Raw genomic sequence first — 23,137 nt, forward strand, 5'->3', positions numbered from 1 at the left:
CCGCTTGTGCCGGCCATCTGAAGGCGTATCTAGACGAAACTTGAAGCGTTTCAAGTTGGCAGAAGGGTCATTGAACGTGGCAGACGCGCAAGTCGATGCGCTGGTGATCGGAGCCGGGGCGATAGGCCTTGCCGTGGGGCGCGCGCTGGCGCTGGCGGGCATGGACGTGGTGATCGCCGAACGCGCGCAGCAGTTCGGCATGGAAACGTCGAGCCGCAATTCCGAGGTGATCCATGCCGGGATCTACTATCCGCCGGGCAGCCTGAAGGCGCGGATGTGCATAGAGGGGCGCGAACGGCTCTACGCCTTCTGCGGGCAGCGCGGGGTCGCGCACCGGCGCTGCGGCAAGTTCATCGTAGCGACGAAGGACACGCAGGTGCCGGGGCTGGAAAAGATCCTGGGCAATGCGCGCGCGAGCGGCGTGGACGATCTGGAATGGGTCGATGGCGCGGCCGTGCGCGCGCTGGAACCCGACATCCTGTGCGAGCGCGCGATCCTGTCGCCCTCTACGGGGCTCATCGATTCGCACGGCTACATGATGGCGCTGCTGGGCGAGGCCGAGGCGCATGGCGCAGTGCTGGCCTGCCATACCGACGTGACCGGGATCCGGCGTTCGGGTGCGAACTGGGCGATCCATGTCGGCGGCGAGGAGGCTCCGGCGCTGGTGGCGCGGCGTGTGATCAACTGCGCGGGGCTGTGGGCAAGCGAGACGGCGCGGCTGATCGAGGGGCTGGACGCAGCCTTCGTGCCCGAGACGCGCTACGCCAAGGGCTGCTATTTCAGCTACGCCGGCAGGACGCGGTTCCGGCACCTGATCTACCCGGTGCCCGAGCCGGGTGGCCTCGGCACGCACCTGACGCTCGACCTTGCGGGCGGAGCGCGGTTCGGGCCGGATGTCGAATGGATCGACACGCTCGATTACGAGGTGCCCCCCTCCCGCCATGCCAAGTTCCTCGCCGCTGTGCGCAGCTTCTGGCCGGGGGTCGACCCTGAAAAGCTGCAACCAGCCTATGCCGGGGTGCGGCCCAAGATCGGCGGGCCGGACGATCCGGCGGCGGACTTCCGCTTTTCCGCGCCCGACGAGCACGGAGTTGCGGGCGTGTTCAACCTGTTCGGGATCGAAAGCCCCGGCCTGACCGCCTCGTTGGCGATTGCCGAGCATGTGCGCAGCCTTGTGGAGGGCGCGGCATGAGCGCGATCGGCTCGTTCGACTACGTGATCGTCGGCGCGGGCTCGGCCGGGTGCGTGCTGGCCAACCGGCTGTCCGCAAACCCCAGCAACCGCGTGCTGCTGCTGGAAGCGGGACCGCCCGACCGCAATCCGTGGATCCATGTGCCGCTGGGCTATGGCAAGCTGTTTGCCGACAAGCGCCACAACTGGCTGTTCACCACCGCGCCCGAGCCAGAACTGGACGGACGGCGCATCGGCCAGCCGCGCGGCAAGGTGCTGGGCGGATCGAGTTCGATCAACGGCCTTGTCTACATGCGCGGGCAGCCCGAGGACTTCGACCAGTGGGCGCAGTTCGGCGCGACCGGATGGGGTTTCGACGACTTGCTGCCCTATTTTCGTCGCAGCGAGGACCAGCAGCGCGGGGCCGACGACTGGCACGGCGCGGGCGGGCCGCAGGCGGTGTCCGACCAGAGCGAGCCGCATCCGCTGTGCGATGCCTTCATCGCGGCGGGCGGGCAGGCCGGATATGCGCGCAACGACGACTTCAACGGGGCGTCGCAGGATGGGTTCGGCTATTACCAACTGACCTCGCGCAAGGGCCGGCGCGTTTCGACCGCCCAAGGATATCTCAAGCCCGTGCGGCATCGCCGGAACGTGACGGTGGTGACGGGCGCGCACGTGACGCGCATCCTCAGCCAAGGCCGCCGCGCGACCGGGGTGGCGTGGGAAGCGAACGGAGCGGCCTTTTCCGTCGAGGCCAGCGGCGAAGTGCTGCTGTGCGCGGGCACGATCGGAAGTCCGCATCTGTTGCAGGTGTCCGGCATCGGGCCGGGCGAATGGCTGCGCGAGATCGGCGTGGATGTGGTGTGCGATGCCGCCAACGTCGGGCGGCATTTGCAGGACCACTTGCAGGTGCGCACGGTGTGGCACGCCAACGCGCCGCTGACGCTGAACGACGAGATGGCGAGTTGGTGGCGCATGGCGCGCATGGGCTTGCGCTATGCCCTGCTGCGCAAGGGATCGCTGACGGTGAGCGCCGGCTACGCGGGCGCGTTCCTGCGCACGCCATTGAGCCCGGATCGCGCGGACATCCAGGCGCTGTTCATCAATTTCAGCACCAACAAGATGGGCGAAAAGCTCGATCCGTTTTCAGGCTTCACCGCCAGCATCTGCCCGCTGCGGCCCGAGGCGCGCGGGCATGTGCGCGCGCTGGACGGCGATAGTCGCACCGCGCCCGAAATCCTGTGCAACTACCTTGGCACCGAGGGCGACAAGGCAACGGCGCTGGCCGGAATGCGCGAATTGCTGCGCGTGATGGAGCAGCCCGCGATGGCCGCCCACTATAGCGCTCGGGTGCGGCCCGATCCGACACAGGCGCTGAGCGACGAGGTGCTGCTGGCCTATATTCGCGCCAATGCCGCGTCGATCTATCACCCCACCTGTTCGGCGCGGATGGGCACGCCCGCGCTGGGGGCGGTCGACGCGGCCTTGCGCGTGCATGGCATGGACGGCTTGCGCGTGGTCGACGGCAGCGTCATGCCTGCGGTCGTTTCGGGCAACACCAACGCCGCGATCATCGCCATCGCCGAAAAGGCGGCCGACCTCATCCTCTCCCGCGTCTGAAGGAAGCATCCATGTACGAGAGCCTTGCCCTGCTGATCGACGGCCAGTTCATTGCCGAAGGGCGCGCAACCATCGCGGTGGAGAACCCGGCGACGGGTACGGAACTGGCGCGGCTGCCGGTGGCGACGACCGAGGATCTGGACCGCGCGGTGGCGGCGGCATCGCGCGCGTTTCCGGCATGGCGCGATACCAGCGCCTTCGAGCGCGGGCAGGTGCTGCGCCGCGCCGCACAGATCATCCGCGAGCGCGCCGATGCGATCGCGACGACATTGACGCTGGAACAGGGCAAGCCGCTGGCCGAGGCCAGAGGCGAAGTTCTGGTGTCCGCCGACATCTTCGACTGGGCCGCCGAGGAGGCACGCCGTGTCTATGGGCGGATCGTGCCGGGGCGCGTGCCGGGAGTGCGGCAGATGGTGGTGCACGAAGCGGTGGGCGTCGCCGCGCTGTTCACCCCGTGGAACTTCCCTGCCCTCACGCCTGCGCGCAAGCTGGCGGCGGCACTGGCGGCGGGCTGCACCACGATCCTGAAGGCGGCGGAGGAAACGCCCGGCACGGCGGTGGCCTTTGCCCGCGCGCTGGTGGAGGCAGGCGCGCCGGCGGGCACGGTGAACCTCGTGTTCGGCGATCCGGCGGCGATTTCGGCGCACCTGATAGCGCAGACCGCCGTGCGCAAGGTCAGCTTCACCGGATCGACGCCGGTGGGCAAGCACCTGCTGCGCCTCTGCGCCGACGGGGTGAAGCGCACAACGATGGAGCTGGGCGGCAACGCCCCGGTGATCGTTACCGCGAGCGCCGACCTTGATGCAGCCGTGGCGGCGAGCGCTGCGTCGAAGTTCCGCAATGCCGGGCAGGTGTGCATTTCGCCGTCGCGCTTCTTCGTGCACGAAAGCCTCTATCCGCGCTTCGTGGCGGGCATGACGGCGGCAGCGCAAGACGTGCGCGTGGGCGATGGGCTGTCAGAGGGCGTGACAATGGGGCCGCTCGCCAGCGCGCGCCGGGTGACGGCGATGGAGGAGGCCGTGGCCGATGCCGTGGCGCGCGGGGCGAAATTGGAATGCGGCGGGCAGCGGATCGGCAACCGGGGGCATTTCTTTGCCCCGACGGTGATCTCGGGCGTGCCTGCGGATGCGACGCTGCTGACCTGCGAGACGTTCGGACCGATCGCGCCGATGACCTCGTTCACTGATCTTTCCGACGTGATCGCGCGGGGTAACAGCGTGGAGGCAGGGCTTGCCGCCTATGCCTTCAGCCAGGACCGCGCGGAAATCGCGGCGCTGATGAAGGGAATCGAGGCGGGCATAGTCGGGATCAACGGCTTTGCCGTCTCGACGCCCGAAACCCCGTTCGGTGGGGTGAAGGAAAGCGGCCACGGACAGGAAGGCGGCGCTGAAGGGCTGGAAGCCTACCTCAACGTGAAGTTTATTTCGGAGAGCTGACCGGGCCTGCGGTGCTGGCGCGCACGACAAGGCCGGTGTGCAGTTCGCGGCTGGCGAAAGGCGCGCCGCCCTGCATCAGCGCCACCAGCGCGGCGCCTACATCGTGGCCGAGCTGGTCGATCGGCATCCGGATCGTGGTCAGCGGCGGGCTGAGCAGCGCGGCAAACTCGATGTCGTCGAAGCCGGTGACGGACAAGTCCTGCGGCACGCGCACGCCCGCCAGCCGCGCCTGATCGAGCGCGCCCGCGGCTTGCAGGTCGGTGGCGCAGACGAGCGCGGTCGCGCCGTCCTTGCGCGCCAGCCATTCGGCAAAGCCCACGCGCCCGCCTTCGATGGTGAGCGGCATTTCCAGCACGGTGGCAAGGCTGGCGCCATGGCGGGCGACGGCGTCCTCCAGCCCCTTCACGCGCGCGCGGGCGCGTTCGTTGCCGATGACAGCCCCGGTGATCATCGACAGGCGTCGATGTCCGAGGGAGATCAGGTAGTCCGCGAGCGCCTCCATCGCGCGGTGGTTGGAGATGCCCAGCGCGTTGAAGGCCGGAGCCTCGTCGATCGACCAGGCGAAGATGTGCGGGGTGGCCGAGGCGGCAAGCAGGTCATGGACCTGTGCGCGGTGGTCCGTGCCGATCAACACCAGCCCATCGACGCCGCGCCCGATCAGTTCGCGCACATAGGCCGCTTCGAGATCGGCGTCGTATTCGTGGGCCAGCACGAACAGCGGATAGCCATGGCCCGCCAGCACCTTGTGCAGCGCATGGACGAAGGCGCTGTAGACGACATTGCTGATGGTGGGGAGGATAATGCCCACGGTGCGCGACTGGCGGCTGGCGAGCGCGCGCCCGCTGGCATCGGGGATGTAGCCGAGCTTGCGCACCGCCGCTTCCACCGCCACGCGCGTCTTTTCGCGCACGGCGGCGGGAGCGTTGATCGCCTTGGACGCGCTGCCCAGCGACACGCCGGCCTCACGCGCGACGTCGCTGAGGCGGGGGCGCTGACCGGACAAGGCCGTCGTCAGTTCTGCGGAGGCGTTGCGGGCACCGGCACAGGGGTCACAGGCGCGCCTTCGGCGGCGCGTTCGCGGGCGATGCGCGCGTCGTATTCCTTTTCGATCTGTTCGACGCGGGCCTGCTCGGCGGCGGCATCGGCGTCGATCGTCTGGAGGCGCTTGGCGCGCTCTTCCTCGATCAGCTTGCCCATCTGCACGTCGGTCGATTGCTTCTTTTCAGCGTAGGCCTGATTGATGAGCTTGGCCATGCAGCCCGAAGCTCCCCCCGAACCGACCGGCGAGCAGGAATAGGCACCGGCGGCGCCGACGGTCTCGTAGGCCTTCACCCGCTCGGTCCAGCCCTGGTTGACCGAGGCGTTGGGATTGTCGCGCAACGGGGCGGGAATGCGGAAGCGCTCGGATTCCTCCTTGCGCGCGCAGACCGTGATCGAACCATCAGTGGAAGCAGGGCACGGATCGTCGCCGTAGACGATGAGCTGGTTGACCTTCTCCCCCGGCTCGGCCTGCGCCTGGGCGGGAAGCGGCGCGAAGGCGATCATGCCAAGGGCTGCTGCGGCGGCGAGATACGGCTTCATGGGACAAGCACTCCGTCTGGGATCGGCCCGATATTAGGCAACAATGCCTTGAACGGACAATGAAGCCCCATCCTTGGCCCGGATCAATTCAAATGCGCTTGGACAGCGCAATGGCGGCACGGCAGCCCAGACGGACGGCGCCGAACAGCAGCGGATAGGCGGGCGCACGCTCGGCCCCGGCGGCGAAGGCAGCGTCGCGGTGTTCGCGCTCGTCATCGCGGAATTCGCGGATCATCGCGGCGAGTTCGGGATCGTCCTCGCCCAGTTCCTCGAGCTGCTCAGTATAGTGCTGGTCGATCTCGGTCTCGATCGCGGCGGTGCAGGCCATCGCGGCTTCGGGCCCGATCAGCGCGGTCGCCGCGCCGAGGGCGAAGCCCGCCACCGACCACAGCGGCTGGAGCGCGGTCGGGCGCACGCCACGCTGCGCGATCAGCGCATCGAAGCGACGGCGGTGGTCTTCCTCCTGCCGCGCCATCTCGGCCACGTCCTGCGAATGCGGCGCGCGGTCGCCCATCACCGCCATCTGCCCGGCATAGATGCGGGTTGCACCATATTCTCCCGCCTGATCGACGCGGAGCATGGTGGCACTCTTGCGGTTCTGGACGGTCATGCGGTCCTCCGGTTGCTGCGGCCCAGCAGTGCGAACACGGCCAGGGCGCCTGTCGCGGAGATCAGGAAATTGAACCCGGCCAGGCTCACCCCGAACAGCGTCCACTGCGCCACGTCGCAACGGATCACCGGCGCGTCCATGATCGCGGCGAGCGGATCGCCCCCAACTTCACCCGTGCGCGAGCATGTGGTGATGCCTTCCCACCAGTGATATTCGACGCCCGCATGAAACGCACCGATCAACCCGCTGATCCCGACGGCGAGCGCGGCAAGGCGCACCAGCAGGTCGCCCGCACGGCTGCCGCGCATGGTCAGCGCCAGCAGCGCCAGCAGCGCCAGCACGATGGCGGCGATGTGCGGATAGCGCTGCCACCAGCACATTTCGCACGGGTAGAGCCCGAACACGTATTGCGAGATCAGCGCCCCGCCCATCAGCGCGGCAGGGATCAGCAGGGCGAGCATGTAGGCGGCGTTGCGCGATTGCTGCGGGGTCATGATGGTCCGTCCGTCAACGCTTGCGGGAAGCGAGCGCCTGGGGGGTGGTGCGGCCGATAGTCTGTTCGGCGTACCACAGCTGGAAGTCCTCGATGCCCTTGGCCTTGAGTTCCTCGGGCGTCATCTTGAAGCGCGGATCGTCGAGCTTGTCCTTTTCGAGATCCTTGTCGTCCTTGATCTCGTTGATCAGGTGGCCGCGCAGGTCGCTTTCGCGATAGGAGCGCAGCGCGCGCTTGCGCAAGTCGGGGTCGGAAATCTGCGGCACGGCGATGTCGGGATCGATGCCGCCTTCCTGCACCGAACGGCCCGAAGGCGTGTAGTAGCGCGCGGTGGTGAGCTTCAATGCGGTGTCGCGGGTGAGCGGGATCAGCGTCTGCACGCTGCCCTTGCCGAAACTGCGCTGGCCCATGACCACGGCGCGGTGCTGGTCCTGAAGCGCGCCCGCGACGATCTCGGAAGCCGAGGCCGAGCCTTCGTCGATCAGCACGATCACCGGCATGCCCTTGGCGATGTCGCCGGGCTGCGCGTTGTAGACCTCGTTGTCGCGCGCATAGCGACCGCGCTGCGAGACGATCGCGCCCTTTTCGAGGAACTGGTCGGACAGCGCGACGGCTTCGTCGAGCAGCCCCCCCGGATTGCCGCGCAAGTCAAGCACCAGCCCTGCCGGCCGGCCACCTGTCTTCGCCCTGATCTGGCCCCATGCAGCCGCGACTTCGGCACCGACATTGGCGCTGAACTGCGTGACAGAGATGACGCCGACATTGCCATCGACCTTCCAGTCGACCGGCTTGAGATCGATGATCTGGCGGGTGATGGTAACGTCGAACGGTTCGTCCCGGCCTGGACGGAAGATCGTCAGGCGGATCTGCGTATTGGGCGCGCCGCGCATCTGGTCGACCGCTTCATCGAGCGTGCCGCCGTAGATCAGCTTGCCGTCGAGATGGGTGATGTAGTCGCCCGCCTTGACGCCTGCCTGGTCGGCGGGGCTGCCCTTGGTGGGGGCGATGACCTTGACCGCGCCATCGTCCATCGTGACCGACAGGCCGAGGCCGCCGTAGGAGCCATCGGTCTGGGTGCGCAGGTTCTCGAAATCGCGCGCATCGAGATAGGAGCTGTGCGGATCGAGCGTCGCCAGCATCCCGTCGATCGCGCCCTTGATCAGCTTGTCGTCGTCGACCGGCTCGACATAGTTGGACTTGATGCGTTCGTAGACCGCCAGCAACTTGCCGAACTGAGGGCCGCTCTTCGCATCAACGGCGGCAAGGCCCGCGGTGGCGGCAGGCAGCAGCGCCACGGCGCAGACGAGCGCGGTGGTCCGCAGCAGGGCGAAGGTCCTGGGCCGTGCGGCCTTATGGTCGATGTCTGGCATTCCACCTGCTTTTATAGCGCCTTGGTCCTGAACGCCAGATGGCGAAAGGTGCTGCGCGAGCGATAGATGGTGCGATCAGCCGCGCGGCAGGGTGAGCGGATTGACCGGTTGGCCATCCTTGCGCAGTTCCACGGTGATGGTCGCGCGCCCTGCCCCGGCGCTGCCGAGCGGCGAGCCCTGCAACACGCGATCCCCCACGGCCACGTCGAGCTGCCCGAGATCGGTGACAAGGCTAGACCAGCCGCCTTCGTGTTCTAGAATGACGATACGTCCGAAGCCGCGATAGGGACCGGCGAACGCCACGCGGCCCGCAGCGGGCGCCACGACTTGCGCACCGGGCGGCGGCGCGAAGGTCAACCCGCGCGAGGCTCCCCCCGGTCGCGCCTCGCCAAAGCCGGTGACGACGCGGCCACCCACCGGCGGAACCCATGCGAAGCGCGCTTCAGGCGACGGCGTCGGCGCGATGGCATCAGCCACCAGCACGTCGCCGGGACGCGCCGGACGCTGCACCGGACCGGGCAGCGCCGCCAGCTTTTCGCGCAGCGCGCCATCGGCTTCAAGCTGGCCGACGAGCGCCGACAGGTCGCGCGTCTGCTCGGCCAGCGCGAGCGCGCGGTCGGCCTCGCGCGCGGCGATGCCCTGCGCCGCGCGCGAGGCGATGCGCTGGCGACTTTCGAGCGCGGCGAGCTCACTGCGGCGACGGCCAAGTGCCGCCTCGCCCGCACGCAGGCGATCAGCGGCAGCGCGCGCAGCGTCCTGAAGCGCGCGGCCCCGCTGGATCTCTTCCCGCAGCGCGGTGGTGCGGCGATGAACTTCGGGCAGCATGGTTTCGAGCACGGCGCGCAAGTGAACGGTCTCGGACACCGATTGCGTGCGCATCAGGCTGAAGGCGAGCGGACGGCGCGCCATGAGTTCGAGCGCAGCGGTTAGGCGCACGACCGGCTCCTGCCGTTCGGCCATGCGCAGGCGCAGTGCATCGCGCTGGCGCGCGACGACTGCGGCCTGTTCCTGCGCGACCCGAATCTCGGCTTCGGACTGCTGGATACGCGCGGCGGTGGCGGCGGCCTGCGCGGCAGTGCGATCGGCGTCGGCGGTGGCGCGATGGGCTTGCTGCTCCAGCCGCTCGGCGCGGGTCCGGGCCTCGGCCAGCGCGCGCGCGGCATCGCGCAATGCATTGCCCGCCTCAGCGCTGGAGGCATAGGGCGCACCCTGCCCCAGCGCCTGCCAGCCAACCAGCGGCAGCACGAAGGCGGTCAGCAGAAGGAGAGCGGCGCGCGAAGTCATGGGCTGTGCCCCACGCTTATCCTTCGCGGTGGTAGGGATGGCCAGCGATAATGCTGGTGGCGCGGAACAACTGCTCGGCCAGCATGGCGCGCGCCATCATGTGCGGCCAGGTACAGGCGCCGAAGGCGATGAGCAGGTCGGCTTGCCCGCGCAGGGCTTCGTCGTGACCATCCGCCGCGCCGATCAGGAAGCGCGCCTCGCGCACGCCGTCGTCGCGCCAGCGCTCGAGGATTTTCGCGAATTCAACCGAGGTGAGCTGCCGCCCACGCTCGTCAAGCGCGACGGTGCGCACCGGATTGAGCGTTGCGGGGGGGATGGCGCCGCCCTTGTCGGGCAGTTCGGTCATCTTGAAGTCACGCCCCAGCCGCTTGGCGTAGCGATCGACCAGGTCGCCTTCGGGCGAGCGGCCGATCCTGCCGCGGGCGATGATGTGGAGCAGCATGAGTCGTTGCCGTTGCGCCGTGGCGCCGCCCATCCCCGGCCCCTGGCGCAAGCTGGAGGGGGGATGAAGGCGCAGCGCAAGGGCGGCTTACGCCGCGCCTTGGTCTCCGAAGGCCCACATGCGTTCCAGGTTGTAGAACGTGCGGACTTCCGGGCGGAACAGGTGGACGACGACATCGCCAGCGTCGACCAGAACCCAGTCGGCGGCGGGCAGACCTTCGATCCGCGACGAGCCGTAGCCGCCGTGCTTGATCCGCTCGGCCAGCTTCTGTGCCATCGTGGCGACCTGGCGGGTCGAACGCCCCGACGCGATCACCATGTAATCGGCGATCGAGCTTTTGCCTTCTAGCGGGATAGACACGACATCCTGCGCCTGATCGTCGTCGAGCGATTGCAGGATAAGTTCATGCAAGTTGGCCGGGGCGGCCCGGGGAGCAACGCCGGCAGTGGCCGGCTGGGGTTCGAGGGTTGTCATGGAGTAAAAATGGTCTCCGTAGCTGGCAATTCAATGACACGACGCGCCCAGACAGAACGCAGAGGCCCCCGGACGAATCCGGAAGCCGGTGAACCTGCCTTTGCGAGAGAGGCGGGAAGTGCGCTCACGGCTTGGCTCCTGTGAAAGAGCCCGGCCTGATGGCGCGGTGCGTGATCGGATCACGCAAGGAACGGGTGCGCTGGCGGCGATGCCAGTCCGGGTCGGCGGCGCGGATTTCCGTGGCCGAACGCGGATCGGGATCGAAACGCAGGATCGTCAGCGCCGGTGCGCTCCTGATTGCGCCATCGAGTTTCTGTCCGCTTCGCCGACGCCAGCGGCGCAGCCAGGCCATGGCGGGGCTCGCCACGGCAGCCGCATCATAGCCCGGACGGGCGACAACCGCAATCGGCATCTCCCGTGCAATGCCGCGCCAGTCGCGCCAGCGGTGAAACTGCGCGAGATTGTCGGCCCCCATGATCCACACGAAGCGGCGTTTGGGATAGCGGCGCTTCAATGCGCGCAGGCTGTCTATGGTGTAGCGCGTGCCCAGATCGCGCTCGATCGCAGTAGCGCGGATCGGGGCACGGCGCGCCATGCGCTGCGCCGAGGCGAGGCGCGCGGGCAGCGGCGCCATGCCCTCGACAGGCTTGAGCACGTTGCCGGGCGAGACCAGCCACCACACTTCGTCGAGCAACAGCGCTCTGGCCACGAACATGGTGACCCGGCGATGCGCACCGTGCGCGGGATTGAAGCTGCCGCCGAGCAGGCCGGTAGCGACGGGATGCTGGCGTCTCAGGGCCGGACCTGACCCGAGCCGCGCACCAGCCACTTGTAGGTGGTGAGCCCTTCGAGCGCCACCGGCCCGCGCGCGTGAAGCCGCCCGGTGGCAATGCCGATTTCCGCGCCGAGGCCGAATTCGCCGCCATCGGCAAACTGGCTGGAGGCGTTGTGCATGACGATCGCGCTGTCGACCTCGGCCAGGAAACGGTCGGCCACGGCCTGGTCGGCAGCGACGATCGCGTCGGTGTGACCCGAAGAATGGCGGGCGATGTGCGCCAGCGCATCCTCCAGCCCGTCCACCACCGCGACCGAGAGGATCGCGTCGAGGTATTCGGTGTCCCAGTCTTCGTCGCTGGCGGCGCCGATACGCGGATCGATGGCGCGGGCGCGGGCATCGCCGCGCAACTCGCAAGCCTCGGCCAGCAGCGGCTCTACCAGACCGTGGGGATCGGGATAGGTCGCATCGATCAGCAGCGTTTCCATTGCGCCGCAGATGCCGGTGCGGCGCAGCTTGGCATTGCGCACGATGGCCTGCGCCATGGCCGGATCGGCGTCATGGTGGACATAGGTATGGTTGATGCCGTCGAGGTGGGCCAGCACGGGCACGCGCGCCTCGGCCTGAACGCGGGCGACGAGGCTCTTGCCACCGCGCGGCACGATCATGTCGATCAGCCCGGCGGCCTGGAGCATGGCGCCCACGGCGGCGCGGTCCTGCGTAGGCAGAAGCTGCACCGCATCGGCGGGAAGGCCGCCTTCGACCAGGCCTTCGACCATGGCCTTGTGGATCGCACGGTTCGAATGGACCGCCTCCGACCCGCCGCGCAACAGCACGGCGTTGCCCGAGCGCACACAGAGCGCTGCGGCGTCCGCCGTCACGTTGGGGCGGCTTTCGTAGATGATGCCGATCAGCCCGATGGGAATGCGCAGGCGCTGGAGCACCATGCCATTGGGGCGCGCCTGCTCGTCGATCACCGCGCCCACGGGATCGGCAAGGACCGCGACGTCCTCGATCGCGGCGGCGATTCCTTCAACCCGCTTTTCATCGAGGCGCAGTCGATCGATCATCGCGCCCGACAGGCCGTTGGTCTCTGCAGCGGAAATATCGCGGGCATTGGCGGCAAGCACGTCCGGCGCGGCCCGGCGCAGCGCAGCGGCCGCCAGCTTGAGCGCGCGCTCCTTGTCCGCTGACGGGGTACGCGCCAACACACGGCCTGCCGCGCGACCGGCGCGGGCAAGCGAAGCAACGAGATCCTGAACCGAAGCGGCGGCGGGCTGGGCAGACGTAGACATGGCTGCCCCCTACCACCGCATGCGCGGGTTGTCAGCACACGCGCTTCACCACCGGCCTTGGCGCGAATCGATCCGGAACGGCGCAAGCGTAAAAAATCGCCCACAGCGGGTTCGGTTCCCGGAAAATGCGACGAATTGAGCCCTGAACGCTCGCTTCACCGCTGGCGGCGCACGATTCAACCGGAGGCGATTCGACCGCCGCTGCCCCGGCCAGTAAGCCGCCGCGTCCCCGGCAACCGTGTGCCGGGCGCAAGAATGAAAACAACCGGGGGTCGCCCATCTTGTCCATCGTCACCAGCCAGAAGGTGCTCGCGCGCCTGCGCCGCTGGTTCCCCACCCGCGAATTCTTCATGCGCTCCGATGGCCGGGTGCGCTTCGTGCGCGTGTCCACCCGCACGCAGATCGTCGCGGCCGGATCGGTCGCGGCGCTGCTGCTGCTGGTGTGGATCGGCGTGCTCGGCTGGGCCCTGGTCGCGCAACTGGTCGCCGGCTCCCAACGCGCGCAGCTGGCCCAGCGCGAGGCCGCCGTGGCGCAAGCCGAAGCGAAGGTCGCCAGATACCGCAACGGCATCGGCGGCGTAGCGCAGGAACTGGAACGGCGGCAGGACTACCTCGACAAGATGATCGAGAGCCATGTCGGCGAATTGCCCGCGGCAGCGAGCGCGACGCCCGAAAAGGTGTCTCTGAGCAATTCCGCCGCCGGGCCGGACGCCGCCCGCTTCGCCCGGATCGAGGCACGCCAGCTGGCACTGATCGACACGCTGACGAAGTATGCCGACGCCCGCACCGCGCGCGCGGAAACCGCCATCCGCCGCGTCGGCCTCAACCCCGCGATGATCGCCGCTGCGGACCGCAAGGCGATGGGCGGCCCGCTGATCCGCGCGGGCACCGCCCCTTCCGATCCACGCTTCGCCGCCTTCGGACGCAGCCTCGAGCGCATGACAGCCATGCAGAACGGCCTTGCGCGCATTCCCAATACCCTGCCCGCCAGCTTGGAATATATCTCCAGCGGTTTCGGCTATCGCGCTGACCCGTTCGACGGCAGCGCGGCGTTTCATGCGGGCCTCGATTTCCGCGGCCCCGTCGGTGCGCCGATCTTCGCCGCAGCGGCCGGTTCCGTCAGCTTCACCGGCGTCCGCCAGGGCTATGGCAACTGTGTGGAGATCAGCCATGGCAACGGGCTGATGACCCGCTATGCCCATATGTCGCGCATCGGCGCGAAGCTGGGACAAAAGGTCGATGCGGGTGCGGTGATCGGCCAGATCGGCAGCACCGGGCGTTCGACCGGGCCCCACCTGCATTTCGAAGTGCGGATCAACGACCGCCCGGTCAACCCGCGCCCCTTTCTCGAGGCGAACCGCGATGTTTTCCAGCAAGACCACACCCACCGTGGCTGACCGCCACACCGGGGCGTTCTCGATCCTCGGCACAGACATCGTGATCCGCGGCGACATCGCGGCGCAATCGGACCTGCACATTGACGGCACAATCGAAGGCGACATTGCCTGCGCCGCGCTGGTCCAGGGCGAGGCCAGTACCATCCGGGGCAATATCGCGGCAAAGAGCGTCCGGCTTTCAGGGACGGTCCACGGCAATATCGAGGCCACCGAACTGGTGATCCTCAAGACCGCACGGATCGAAGGCGACCTGCGCTACGATGCGCTGACGATCGAACACGGCTCACGTATCGATGGACACCTCGCCCGCCGGCCGACCGATGCGGAACCGGCCCTCACGCTGGTGGGCTGATGCTGCCGGCGTGACACGCGTCACGGTACAGTCGAGGAAAGATGATGTAGTCTTGCGCTGACCGTCACAGCGCAGGGCCCGGCCATGTCGAACATCATCTCCTATAGCCCGAACACGTTGATTTCGAAGGCGATGTTCAACTTCGACGCGTTCGGGTTGAGCGATTTCAAGGTCGATGGCACGATTCGCGTGAGCGTTTCGGATTTCGTCGATCCCGATACCGGCGCAACGCAGGAAATCGACTGGGACGCGGCCACGCTGGCGAACATCTACGGCGCGTTCACGCTGATGGCGCAGTTCGCGGCCATCTCGTTCACCGAAGTCACCGATTACGACACGGCGGGCACAAGCGATATCGCATCGCAAATCGATGTCGGCGCGGCGGATGTCTCCGACTTCAACATCACGCTGTTCTTCGACGACACCGATTCCAACTTCCTCGGCATATCGGGCGGCGGGCTCGACGACTTGCTTGGCTACGCCGGATCGGCGGGTGATGTCCTGATCAACTACTTCGGCTCGACCTTTAACCAGGACCTTTCCTTCTCGGAGTTCTCGAACAGCCGCCAGACACTGCTGCACGAACTGGGGCATTCGCTCGGCCTGTCGCACCCGCACGCCGACTTCGACCAGACCACCGGCGAGCCCATTCTGTCGGAGGATTTCAGCGCGCTGGTGGATGCAGGGTTCCAAGCCCTCGGCTTCAACATCGAAACCGCGGCGGACCTCTACAAAGAATTCTTCTCGATCATGTCGTACGACGACCAGAGCCCGCTGGAATTCAACAACGCCTTCACCCCGATGATCCTCGACGTGATCGCCTTGCAGCAGGCCTATGGCGAAGGCGGCGGCACCAGCGGCGCAGTTAACGACAGGATCGTCGCCGGGACGGTTGGCTATCGCACCTATTTCGACCTTGGCGGCACCGACACGATCGACGGCTCGCTCTATGACCAGGGCATCTACATCAACCTCGGCGTGCCGATCGTCGGTGCCGACCACCTCGTCGGCGTGGTGATGAGCCTGCACGACGCCGAAGTGACCGTGCTCGACAAGGGCAACCCCGCCAGCCTGCGCTGGCTTTACGGCGAATACGAGAACGCCAGCGGATCGGCGGTGGACGACCTGTTGGTGGGCAACGCGCTAGTGAACAAGCTGACAGGCCTTGACGGCGACGATTACCTGTCGGGAGGGGCCGGCAACGACCAGTTGACGGGCGGCGCGGGCGCGGACGTGCTGGATGGCGAGGACGGGGCCGACCGGATGTTCGGCGGCGCAGGCAACGATACCTTCGTGGTCGATGCGACCGGCGACCGGATCTACGAAACGATAGGCACGTCGAGCACCGACACCCGGGACGCGGGCGGCACCGACACGGTGGTCAGCACCGTCAGCTACAACCTTGGCGCGACCAATGGTGCTCGTTTCGTCGAGAACCTGACACTCGGTGGAACCGCGAACATCTCGGGCACCGGCAACGATCTGGCGAACACGCTCATCGGCAACGGCGGTGCCAACGTACTGCGAGGTCTCGTCGGCAACGATGTGCTCGAAGGCGGCAAAGGCGCCGACAAGTTGATCGGTGGCAAGGGCAAGGATGTTCTGACCGGGGGGGCGGGCAAGGACGTGTTCGTGTTCGACGACGCCGCCACCGTGCGCGACACGATTGCCGATTTTAGCCACAAGCAGGGTGACAGGATCCAGTTGAGCCAGTCTGCTTTTTCCGCTTTCGGCTATACCGGCGCCCTCCACGCCGAAGACTTCTACGCTGCCGCCGGCGCGACGAAGGCGCACGATGCCAGCGACCGGATCGTCTACAACACGACGACCGGCCTGCTCTACTACGATGCCGATGGGTTGGGAGGAACGGCCGCAATAGCCGTCGCGCTGCTGGGCACGGGTACGCATCCTGCGCTCGCCTACGGGGACCTGCAGATCGTGGCCTGAGGCGTTCCGTCCTGGACTGTCATGAAAACTGGTTGCGGGGGCAGGATTTGAACCTGCGACCTTCAGGTTATGAGCTGCATTTTCAATGGCTTAGATATAGTACGACACAGCCAACAATAGTGCGACATTACCGACAGATGGGCGATTGTCTAGCGAGCCCCCTCCCCCGCTGAATTGCGACGGCATTGGCCCCGCTTTGCCCCCTCTTGCTTCCACTGTGCTTACGGCCCGTTCGGCAAAGGTTGCCGGAATTCAGTCTGTGATACGAGCGGAAAGCCCGCATGGCACTCACTGGGCTCTCTCGCCCCATACGCTCGATCACGCCTATTTTCCTTTTATTACTTCTTTTCAATATGTTCGTTGACTTCAAGGGCACTGATCAGCACCCGTTGCGTCGGCCGAGGGAAGACCGGTCGCATCGAGGTGGGCCGCCAACCACCAGAGTGCAACCAGTCAGCCGCGGTCACGAATCCGATCGACAGAAGTGACACGGACATGACCAAAATAACCAAACGCGCGGTCGAGGCAGCCGCCCCAAAGGACAAGGAATATTACATCTGGGATGAAGACATCCCGGGTCTTGGCCTGCGGGTTCTGCCATCAGGGCGCCGGCAATACATCGTCCAGTATCGCGCTGGGCGGCGATCTCGCCGGATCTCACTCGGCCCGAGCACCGTCCTCACCACCGAACAGGCACGCAGCCGGGCTCTCGCCCTGCTCGCTGATGCTCGAAGTGGCAAAGACCCGGCTGCCGACAGGGAGGCCAAGCGTACGGCGCTATTGGTCGAGGACCTCGCCGAGCGGTTTGACCAGCAGCACATCTCTCTGCGGGTCAAGGAAAGCACCGCCAAGGGTTACAGGCGGTCCCTCGCCAAATTCATCCTGCCGAAACTGGGGAAAATGCTGGTCACGGAAATCAACCGTGCCGACGTCACCAAATTCCATCATGACCTGCGGCACATTCCCTATGAGGCAAACCGCTGCCTAGAGATCATCTCCAAGATGTTCAATCTGGCCGAGCTGTGGGGCCTGCGCCCCGATGGGAGCAACCCGCGCCGTCTGATCCAGAAATACCCCGAGGTGAAACGCGAGCGCTACCTGAGCCTGGACGAGATCAAGCATCTCGGAGATGTGCTGCGCGAGGTAGAGCAAGAAGGCCGAGAAATGCCGACTGCAATCCTCGCCATCAGACTGCTCATCTACACCGGATGCCGCCTGAGCGAGATCATGACCTTGCAGTGGGACTATGTGGATCTCGAAGCACGCACCCTCAACCTGCCTGACTCCAAATCGGGAGCAAAGAAGGTGTTCCTCGGGCGCCCCGCCTGCGAACTGCTGGAGAATGCCCCTCGCCTGCACGGCAACCCTTGGGTCATCACAGGGATAATACCTGGTCAGCGCTTAACCGACCTGCAACCCTTCTGGCAGCGGGTGCGTGCCCGTGCTGGCCTCTCCGAAGTCCGGATCCATGACCTGCGCCATACATTCGCGTCGACCGCGATTGCGGCAGGGCACTCTCTGCCCATCATTGGCAAGTTGCTGGGCCATACCCAGGTGCAGACCACCGCGCGGTATGCACACCTCGCAGCCCAGCCAGCCATGATTGCGGCGGATTCGATTACCGATGTTTTGGACCGGGCACTGGCAGCCTAATCAGGATTGCTTAGATGTCCAAGCGCTCACTGCATCGGGATAGGCGTCGTCGTCGAAGGCTGAGGCAGCGGTTCTAAAACCACGGATCGCTCTGCGCCTTGCGTGCGTCCGAGGACTTTGATATCAGCCGGCCTGTCATCAAGAGCTGGGTCGACACCCACGCCAACCTGCCAAACCGGGCAAGGTGGTTTTGCGAAAGCAGATGTGGCTCTTAGGAGCAACGAAGCGGAAGCCGTGTCGACCCTCCGTATGGAGGGTTTTTTTATGTCGGGCTCGGAAGTTCCAGCTGAACTGGTTGAAGCCTACAAGCGCACACAATATCGCGCATTCACCGATTATGGCGAAGTCGTACTCCACATTGGCGAGCCTTCAAAGGCGGCAGCTCAACTGGTCCAAGCTGCCAGTGCAGCCGGCGGTGCCTTTATCACTGCGGAAAATCCCTTCAGCCAGCCACTTACCGCTGCAGACAATGCAGTCCGCCAAGACAACCTGCGAGCCAATCTCACCCAGCTCGGTGCTACTGTTATGAACGGTGCGGGCCAGGGCGATGATCCCAGTTGGCCCGCTGAGGCTAGCTATGCCGCGATTGGCATCAGCCGCGAGCAGGCGTGCGAACTGGGGCGCAAGTACCAGCAAAACGCAATCGTATGGTTCGGTGCCAGCGGAACGCCTGAGCTGATCGTGCTGCGCTGATTTTCTGAAATCGGGCTGGCCCACCCGCGGGCTGGGGGGATTTGTTCCTGATTGCCACCCCCGACATCGTCGAAATGGCTAAAACCGGAGACTTCCATGTCTGTTCTCAATGGCCTGTTCACCTCAGAATCCGTTTCTGCTGGCCACCCCGACAAACTCTGCGATCGGATTTCCGACGCTATTCTCGACGCTTTCCTTGAGCGGGACCGCAACGCCCGCGTCGCCTGCGAGACCTTCGCTGCCAACGACAAAATCATCGTTGCCGGCGAGTTTCGGACCGAACGGGTAGATGATTTCAAAGCCGTGCGAGCAGCCGCCCCAGCGATCGTCCGCAATGCGCTGCAGCAAATCGGCTACGGCTCAGATCAATACGATATCGATCCGGCAACGTGTGAGGTCGAGATCCGCTTCAATCACCAAAGCCCAGAGATCCAGGCTGGTGTCGATGGAGGCGAAACTACTGGTGCCGGCGACCAGGGACTGATGTTCGGTCATGCCGTCGACGAGACCGAGGCGTTGACACCTCTGGCTTGGTCCTTGGCAACTGATTTGATCCAGAGGGCAAGCACCCTGATCGTTCCTGGAGGCGGTGTCCTAAAGCCCGACGGCAAGGCCCAGGTGACTGTCCGCTACATTGACGGTGCTCCGGTCGGAATCGATACGGCCGTGCTCTCATGGCAGCATCAGCCGGAGATCATGATTAGTGAGGTCCGAGACTTCCTCGCCGCCGAGGTGCTCGATCGTGTGATCCCACACAGTCTGCGAACCAACAGCTTCAAGGCGTTTCTCAATCCGGCCGGAACTTTCACAGTAGGTGGTCCCAAGGGCGATACAGGCCTTACCGGAAGAAAGATCATCGTCGACACCTATGGCGGCGCTTGCGCTCATGGCGGGGGAGCTTTTTCTGGCAAAGACCCCACCAAGGTCGACCGATCTGCGGCCTATGCGGCACGCCATGTTGCGAAGAACATCGTAGGGGCTGGTTTGGCAAAGCGCTGCACAGTGCAATTGGCCTACGCAATCGGCGTCGCAGACCCGGTATCAGTCAGTGTTGAAACCTACGGCACCGGAGTTGCTCCAGACACCGAAATCTCCAATGCGGTCCAAAGCATTTGGGATCTGACACCTGCGGGAATCATTAAAGATCTCGATCTCGTTCGTCCGATCTACACCGGCACGGCAGTCTTGGGGCACTTTGGGCGCTGGAAATCACCCGAGACCTACCGCTGGGAACGATTGGATCGCTCGGCGCAGTTGCTCGAGAAAATTGGGGCGCGCTGAGGTGAGCTACCCATACTGTTCAGCAGTGCCGTCTGGCCCGCACATAACTGCCCGGTTCCCAGGTGGGTGGAACGGTGCTGGAGGGATGGTGCATTATTTTAATCTCGCGCTGCACCGACAGGCGGCGGATTGGTACATCCGGCGATATTACACGCAGCACGGGGACTGGCCGCGCGGCGAGCACACTTTCCAGGTGACGCATGGCAAAGGTGAAGGGTTCGATGTCCAGACCCCGATAGGCACTAGCTCTGGGACGAGAACCGTCACGATGACGTTCGAGGTTTACCTGCACGGTGATCCGGAGGCTGCAACCCGATCAAATCTCAATGGCCTTTTGTACGCCATCTCAATCTGAGAGGAGCAAGAGGCGTACCGGGTGACGGCACGCCTCTTGCTCGTTCCCTGCCTTCAGTAGGGGATCGCCTCCGCCGTGAAGGCGTTGACGAACTGTCCCGGCTGCATGACAGCCAAACGACCGCTCACCAGCCAGGTGGCGAACACGGCTGCAACCGTGTTGCCTTTGCCTTGCTGGCGATGGACACCGCGCATCGCATAGCCGCGCAATCCAAGTTCATATCAGGGCAAAGCGTCGTCCACTGCAACATAGAAGCCCCGGCGATGAGACCCGCTGTAGCGAATAAGACCACGGCCCTTCAGCTCAGCAATGTCACGTTTCGCGGTACGATCACTGACCAGCCAACGGGCTACAATGTCATCGAAGGTACACCGATCACCGCTCGCGACTCGACCCAGTAGCCATGCCTGACGCTCGTTCAACGGCACATTATTGGTGACATGCATGTCACCAATAATGTCACCATTCGTGTCACCATTAGCATGGGCCCGACCGGTTGGCTGCAAAGGTATAGGTGCGCTTGGCGCCAGGATTGTGTCGGGGATCTCTGATCCAAATTCCGCCCCGATGTTGGGAGGAAAGCCCACCTCGAGCTCGGTCAAATGCTCCAGAACCAACTCACGTGCAGCCAGAGATTGGGCGCAAAGTCTCATTAGGAAATAACCGCTTGGCCCCATTTCCCCGCTAAGCCAGTTCTTCACACTGCGCTCACTGGCACCAGTCCACCGCATGATGGTTTTCACCGATCGGTGGGTGTCATCGTGCTCGAGGCGTAAGGCCTCCGCGATCAGTTCCGCATAGTCCTTCGCCGACTTCGCCAACCCGTTCCACGGGTGCAACATCTTGCCCTTTTTCGGCAACATCCTCCGCTCCTTTCGCCGTTAAAATCACGTGCGAGCGGAACGGTAGGCAGAGGTGCACTTCGGGCTGCAGTTGGTGGACGCCCTGGACTGCTGCGGCGGCTGAACCGGAAAGGGCGACGCTTGAAGGATTTGCAGAACGACGAGGATCGGAACCGACAAGGCACGACAACCCGCGCTGTGCGGGCTGCTGAATATGTCCGCATGTCGACCGACCACCAAAAATACTCGACTGAAAATCAGGCCGATGCGATCCGCAAATACGCATCCTCTCGGGACATCGAAATTGTCCGCACATATGCCGACGATGGCAAGAGCGGCCTGTCGATCGATGGACGTGCCTCGCTTCAGCGCCTGATCGCCGATGTTGAGGCTGGGGCCGCCGATTTCGAGATGATCCTGGTTTATGATGTGAGCCGCTGGGGCCGCTTCCAGGATGCGGACGAGAGCGCCTACTACGAGTACATCTGCCGCCGATCCGGGATCCAGATCGCCTATTGCGCCGAGCAGTTCGAAAACGATGGCTCCCCGATGAGCACCATGTTCAAGGGGTTTGACGTGACCCCCAGCTTTCCACCAGCTGAGATTAGAGCCGGGCCGTTTTGTTGCGCATGAGCGCAGGGTAAGCAATGGCCTGTGCAGCGGAGCCCGTAGGGCGTAGCGGAGCAGGCCATTGCTTATGCAGTTCGGCGGCGAATGCCGCCGGGGTCTCGTAGCCAAGGGCTGAGTGTGGCCGCTCGTGGTTGTAGTCCTCGACCCATGCAGCGACCTGAACGCGGGCATGGTCCATGCTGAGGAACAGCGTCTCGTTTAGCAGTTCATCGCGCATGCGGCCGTTGAAGCTCTCGACGTAGCCGTTCTGCATTGGCTTGCCTGGCGCGATATAGTGCCACTCCACTCCGGCCTCACCGCACCAAGCGAGCACGGCATTGGACGTGAGCTCCGTGCCATTGTCGCTGACGATCATGCGCGGCTTGCCACGTTCCGCGATGAGATCGGCCAGTTCCCGCACCAGCCTGCGGCCCGAGATCGAGGTATCCGGCACTGCCCGCAGGCACTCCCGGGTCACGTCATCGACGATGTTCAGCACCCTGAACCGACGGCCTGACGCGAGCTGATCATGCACGAAATCCAAGCTCCAGCGCTGGTTGGGCAACGCCAGAACCGGTGCGGGTGCCCGTGCACCGATAGCACGGCGCCGATTGCGTCGCCGTCTGACCGCCAGCTTCTCCTCGCGGTACAGCCGCTGGGTCTTCTTGCGGTTGATCACGATGCCCTCACGCCGCAGCAGGATATGCAGCCGGCGATAGCCGAACCGACGCCGCTGCTGGGCTAGCTCGCGCAGCTTCGACCGAACCTCGGCATCGTCATCCCGCTGGGACCGGTAGCGCATGCTCTTCCGGTCAGCGCCTATCACACGACACGCCCGCCGCTCGCTCATCCCCAGGAACGCCTGGAGACGCGCGACCGCCTCTCGCTTGGCAGCGGGCGTCACCAATTTTTTGCGAGAAGATCCTTCAGACCGGCGTTGTCGAGCATAGCCTCGGCCAGCAGCCGCTTCAGCTTGGCGTTCTCGTCTTCGAGCGCCCTCAGCCGCTTCGCGTCCGACACTTCCAGGCCGCCATACTTGGCCTTCCAGTTGTAAATCGTCGCTTCCGACACGCCGTGCCGCCGAGCCAGATCAGCGGTCTTCGCACCCGCTTCTGCCTCCTTCAGCACGCCAATGATCTGCTCTTCCGTGAACCTCGTTCGCTTCATCTGTCCGTCCTTCCAATGGGCGGACTCTAATCAAGCTTGGACGAAAATCAGGGGGTCACGTCAAGACCCCTCTTGCTTCCACAGTGCTTACAGCGCGCCACAAACGCAAAAAACTCCCCGGAGGGAGCTTTCGCCAAGTCTTTGAAAGGATTGGATGGTATTGGTTGCGGGGGCAGGATTTGAACCTGCGACCTTCAGGTTATGAGCCTGACGAGCTACCGGGCTGCTCCACCCCGCGACACCAAGATTGCGTATGAGACGCAAAAAGGGGCCTATGATGGCCCCTTT

At 65.2% G+C, this 23,137-nt stretch carries 23 protein-coding genes, 1 tRNA gene, 1 pseudogene and 1 riboswitch; of the genes and pseudogenes, 10 read left to right on the forward strand and 15 right to left on the reverse strand.

Annotated elements, in window-relative coordinates; translation table 11 throughout:
• Positions 1 to 40 precede the first annotated feature (40 nt).
• From K3A84_RS19765 to K3A84_RS19775, 3 genes are read left to right on the forward strand one after another with little or no spacing between them, the layout of a single operon-like run.
• Positions 41 to 1,192, forward strand: coding sequence for an NAD(P)/FAD-dependent oxidoreductase (locus K3A84_RS19765; RefSeq protein ID WP_225011214.1), 1,152 nt, complete (start codon positions 41 to 43; stop codon positions 1,190 to 1,192).
• The gene (locus K3A84_RS19770; protein ID WP_225011215.1) at positions 1,189 to 2,793 is read left to right on the forward strand and encodes a GMC family oxidoreductase; all 1,605 of its coding nucleotides are present in this window, start codon (positions 1,189 to 1,191) and stop codon (positions 2,791 to 2,793) included. The genes K3A84_RS19765 and K3A84_RS19770 overlap by 4 nt, the downstream gene beginning before the upstream one ends.
• Before the next feature lie 11 nt (positions 2,794 to 2,804).
• Positions 2,805 to 4,229 (forward strand): NAD-dependent succinate-semialdehyde dehydrogenase, encoded by a 1,425-nt coding sequence (locus K3A84_RS19775; RefSeq protein ID WP_225011216.1) that lies wholly within the window; start codon positions 2,805 to 2,807, stop codon positions 4,227 to 4,229.
• Here the strand turns inward: K3A84_RS19775 and K3A84_RS19780 are convergent.
• From K3A84_RS19780 to K3A84_RS19825, 10 genes are all read right to left on the reverse strand, one after another.
• Positions 4,213 to 5,232 (reverse strand): LacI family DNA-binding transcriptional regulator, encoded by a 1,020-nt coding sequence (locus K3A84_RS19780; RefSeq protein WP_225011217.1) that lies wholly within the window; start codon positions 5,230 to 5,232, stop codon positions 4,213 to 4,215. The two genes, K3A84_RS19775 and K3A84_RS19780, sit on opposite strands and share 17 nt — an antisense overlap.
• Positions 5,233 to 5,240: 8 nt before the next feature.
• Positions 5,241 to 5,810, reverse strand: a complete 570-nt coding sequence (locus tag K3A84_RS19785; RefSeq protein WP_225011218.1) for a hypothetical protein — start codon at positions 5,808 to 5,810, stop codon at positions 5,241 to 5,243.
• An 88-nt stretch (positions 5,811 to 5,898) separates the two neighbouring features.
• Complete coding sequence (locus K3A84_RS19790) at positions 5,899 to 6,420, reverse strand: demethoxyubiquinone hydroxylase family protein (RefSeq protein WP_225011219.1); 522 nt, start codon at positions 6,418 to 6,420, stop codon at positions 5,899 to 5,901.
• Complete coding sequence (locus tag K3A84_RS19795) at positions 6,417 to 6,914, reverse strand: disulfide bond formation protein B (protein WP_225011220.1); 498 nt, start codon at positions 6,912 to 6,914, stop codon at positions 6,417 to 6,419. The genes K3A84_RS19790 and K3A84_RS19795 overlap by 4 nt, the downstream gene beginning before the upstream one ends.
• Before the next feature lie 13 nt (positions 6,915 to 6,927).
• A complete protein-coding gene (locus K3A84_RS19800; RefSeq protein ID WP_225011221.1) occupies positions 6,928 to 8,283 on the reverse strand; it encodes a S41 family peptidase in 1,356 nt (451 codons plus the stop codon).
• Between the two features lie 75 nt (positions 8,284 to 8,358).
• A complete protein-coding gene (locus K3A84_RS19805; protein WP_225011222.1) occupies positions 8,359 to 9,567 on the reverse strand; it encodes a murein hydrolase activator EnvC family protein in 1,209 nt (402 codons plus the stop codon).
• 16 nt (positions 9,568 to 9,583) lie between these two features.
• Positions 9,584 to 10,009, reverse strand: a complete 426-nt coding sequence (locus K3A84_RS19810) for a 23S rRNA (pseudouridine(1915)-N(3))-methyltransferase RlmH (RefSeq protein WP_225011235.1) — start codon at positions 10,007 to 10,009, stop codon at positions 9,584 to 9,586.
• Positions 10,010 to 10,096: 87 nt separating this feature from the next.
• Complete coding sequence (rsfS, locus tag K3A84_RS19815) at positions 10,097 to 10,483, reverse strand: ribosome silencing factor (RefSeq protein ID WP_225011223.1); 387 nt, start codon at positions 10,481 to 10,483, stop codon at positions 10,097 to 10,099.
• A gap of 124 nt (positions 10,484 to 10,607) precedes the next feature.
• On the reverse strand, positions 10,608 to 11,312 hold the full coding sequence (locus K3A84_RS19820) for a nicotinate-nucleotide adenylyltransferase (protein WP_225011224.1): 705 nt from the start codon (positions 11,310 to 11,312) through the stop codon (positions 10,608 to 10,610).
• Positions 11,276 to 12,553, reverse strand: a complete 1,278-nt coding sequence (locus tag K3A84_RS19825) for a glutamate-5-semialdehyde dehydrogenase (RefSeq protein ID WP_225011225.1) — start codon at positions 12,551 to 12,553, stop codon at positions 11,276 to 11,278. Before K3A84_RS19825 ends, K3A84_RS19820 begins: the two co-directional genes overlap by 37 nt.
• Before the next feature lie 281 nt (positions 12,554 to 12,834).
• Here K3A84_RS19825 and K3A84_RS19830 point away from each other — a divergent pair, with 281 nt between their 5' ends.
• From K3A84_RS19830 to metK, 6 genes are all read left to right on the forward strand, one after another.
• Entirely contained in the window at positions 12,835 to 13,950 is a 1,116-nt protein-coding gene (locus tag K3A84_RS19830) for a M23 family metallopeptidase (RefSeq protein ID WP_225011226.1), read from the forward strand.
• Positions 13,943 to 14,302: a bactofilin family protein gene (locus K3A84_RS19835; protein ID WP_225011227.1), complete on the forward strand. Its 360-nt coding sequence runs from the start codon at positions 13,943 to 13,945 to the stop codon at positions 14,300 to 14,302. Before K3A84_RS19830 ends, K3A84_RS19835 begins: the two co-directional genes overlap by 8 nt.
• An 84-nt stretch (positions 14,303 to 14,386) precedes the next feature.
• Positions 14,387 to 16,249, forward strand: coding sequence for a M12 family metallopeptidase (locus tag K3A84_RS19840; protein ID WP_225011228.1), 1,863 nt, complete (start codon positions 14,387 to 14,389; stop codon positions 16,247 to 16,249).
• Between the two features lie 495 nt (positions 16,250 to 16,744).
• Positions 16,745 to 17,902: a tyrosine-type recombinase/integrase gene (locus K3A84_RS19845; protein WP_225011229.1), complete on the forward strand. Its 1,158-nt coding sequence runs from the start codon at positions 16,745 to 16,747 to the stop codon at positions 17,900 to 17,902.
• 130 nt (positions 17,903 to 18,032) lie between these two features.
• Positions 18,033 to 18,137, forward strand: a riboswitch (SAM-I-IV-variant riboswitch).
• Positions 18,138 to 18,166: 29 nt separating this feature from the next.
• Positions 18,167 to 18,595, forward strand: coding sequence for a DUF3293 domain-containing protein (locus tag K3A84_RS19850; protein WP_225011230.1), 429 nt, complete (start codon positions 18,167 to 18,169; stop codon positions 18,593 to 18,595).
• 96 nt (positions 18,596 to 18,691) lie between these two features.
• The gene (gene metK, locus K3A84_RS19855; RefSeq protein WP_225011231.1) at positions 18,692 to 19,876 is read left to right on the forward strand and encodes a methionine adenosyltransferase; all 1,185 of its coding nucleotides are present in this window, start codon (positions 18,692 to 18,694) and stop codon (positions 19,874 to 19,876) included.
• A 408-nt stretch (positions 19,877 to 20,284) separates the two neighbouring features.
• Here the strand turns inward: metK and K3A84_RS19860 are convergent, their stop codons facing one another.
• Both K3A84_RS19860 and K3A84_RS19865 read right to left on the reverse strand, forming a co-directional pair.
• Complete coding sequence (locus K3A84_RS19860; RefSeq protein WP_225011232.1) at positions 20,285 to 20,440, reverse strand: hypothetical protein; 156 nt, start codon at positions 20,438 to 20,440, stop codon at positions 20,285 to 20,287.
• Positions 20,441 to 20,452: 12 nt separating this feature from the next.
• A complete protein-coding gene (locus K3A84_RS19865) occupies positions 20,453 to 21,094 on the reverse strand; it encodes a DeoR family transcriptional regulator (RefSeq protein WP_225011233.1) in 642 nt (213 codons plus the stop codon).
• 120 nt (positions 21,095 to 21,214) lie between these two features.
• On the opposite strand from K3A84_RS19865, the gene K3A84_RS19870 reads away from it, so the two are divergent.
• Positions 21,215 to 21,706, forward strand: coding sequence for a recombinase family protein (locus K3A84_RS19870; RefSeq protein WP_449867099.1), 492 nt, complete (start codon positions 21,215 to 21,217; stop codon positions 21,704 to 21,706).
• Here K3A84_RS19870 and K3A84_RS19875 read toward each other — a convergent pair.
• From K3A84_RS19875 to K3A84_RS19885, 3 genes and pseudogenes are all read right to left on the reverse strand, one after another.
• Complete coding sequence (locus tag K3A84_RS19875) at positions 21,678 to 22,730, reverse strand: IS3 family transposase (protein ID WP_449867100.1); 1,053 nt, start codon at positions 22,728 to 22,730, stop codon at positions 21,678 to 21,680. The genes K3A84_RS19870 and K3A84_RS19875 overlap by 29 nt on opposite strands.
• Positions 22,697 to 22,849, reverse strand: a pseudogene (locus K3A84_RS20690) (transposase); the annotation flags it as partial. The gene K3A84_RS19875 and the pseudogene K3A84_RS20690, both read right to left, overlap by 34 nt.
• 161 nt (positions 22,850 to 23,010) lie before the next feature.
• Positions 23,011 to 23,087: transfer RNA gene (locus K3A84_RS19885), tRNA-Met, on the reverse strand.
• Positions 23,088 to 23,137 lie beyond the last annotated feature (50 nt).

The sequence above is a fragment of the Novosphingobium percolationis genome (genome assembly GCF_020179425.1).
GTDB lineage: Bacteria > Pseudomonadota > Alphaproteobacteria > Sphingomonadales > Sphingomonadaceae > Novosphingobium > Novosphingobium percolationis.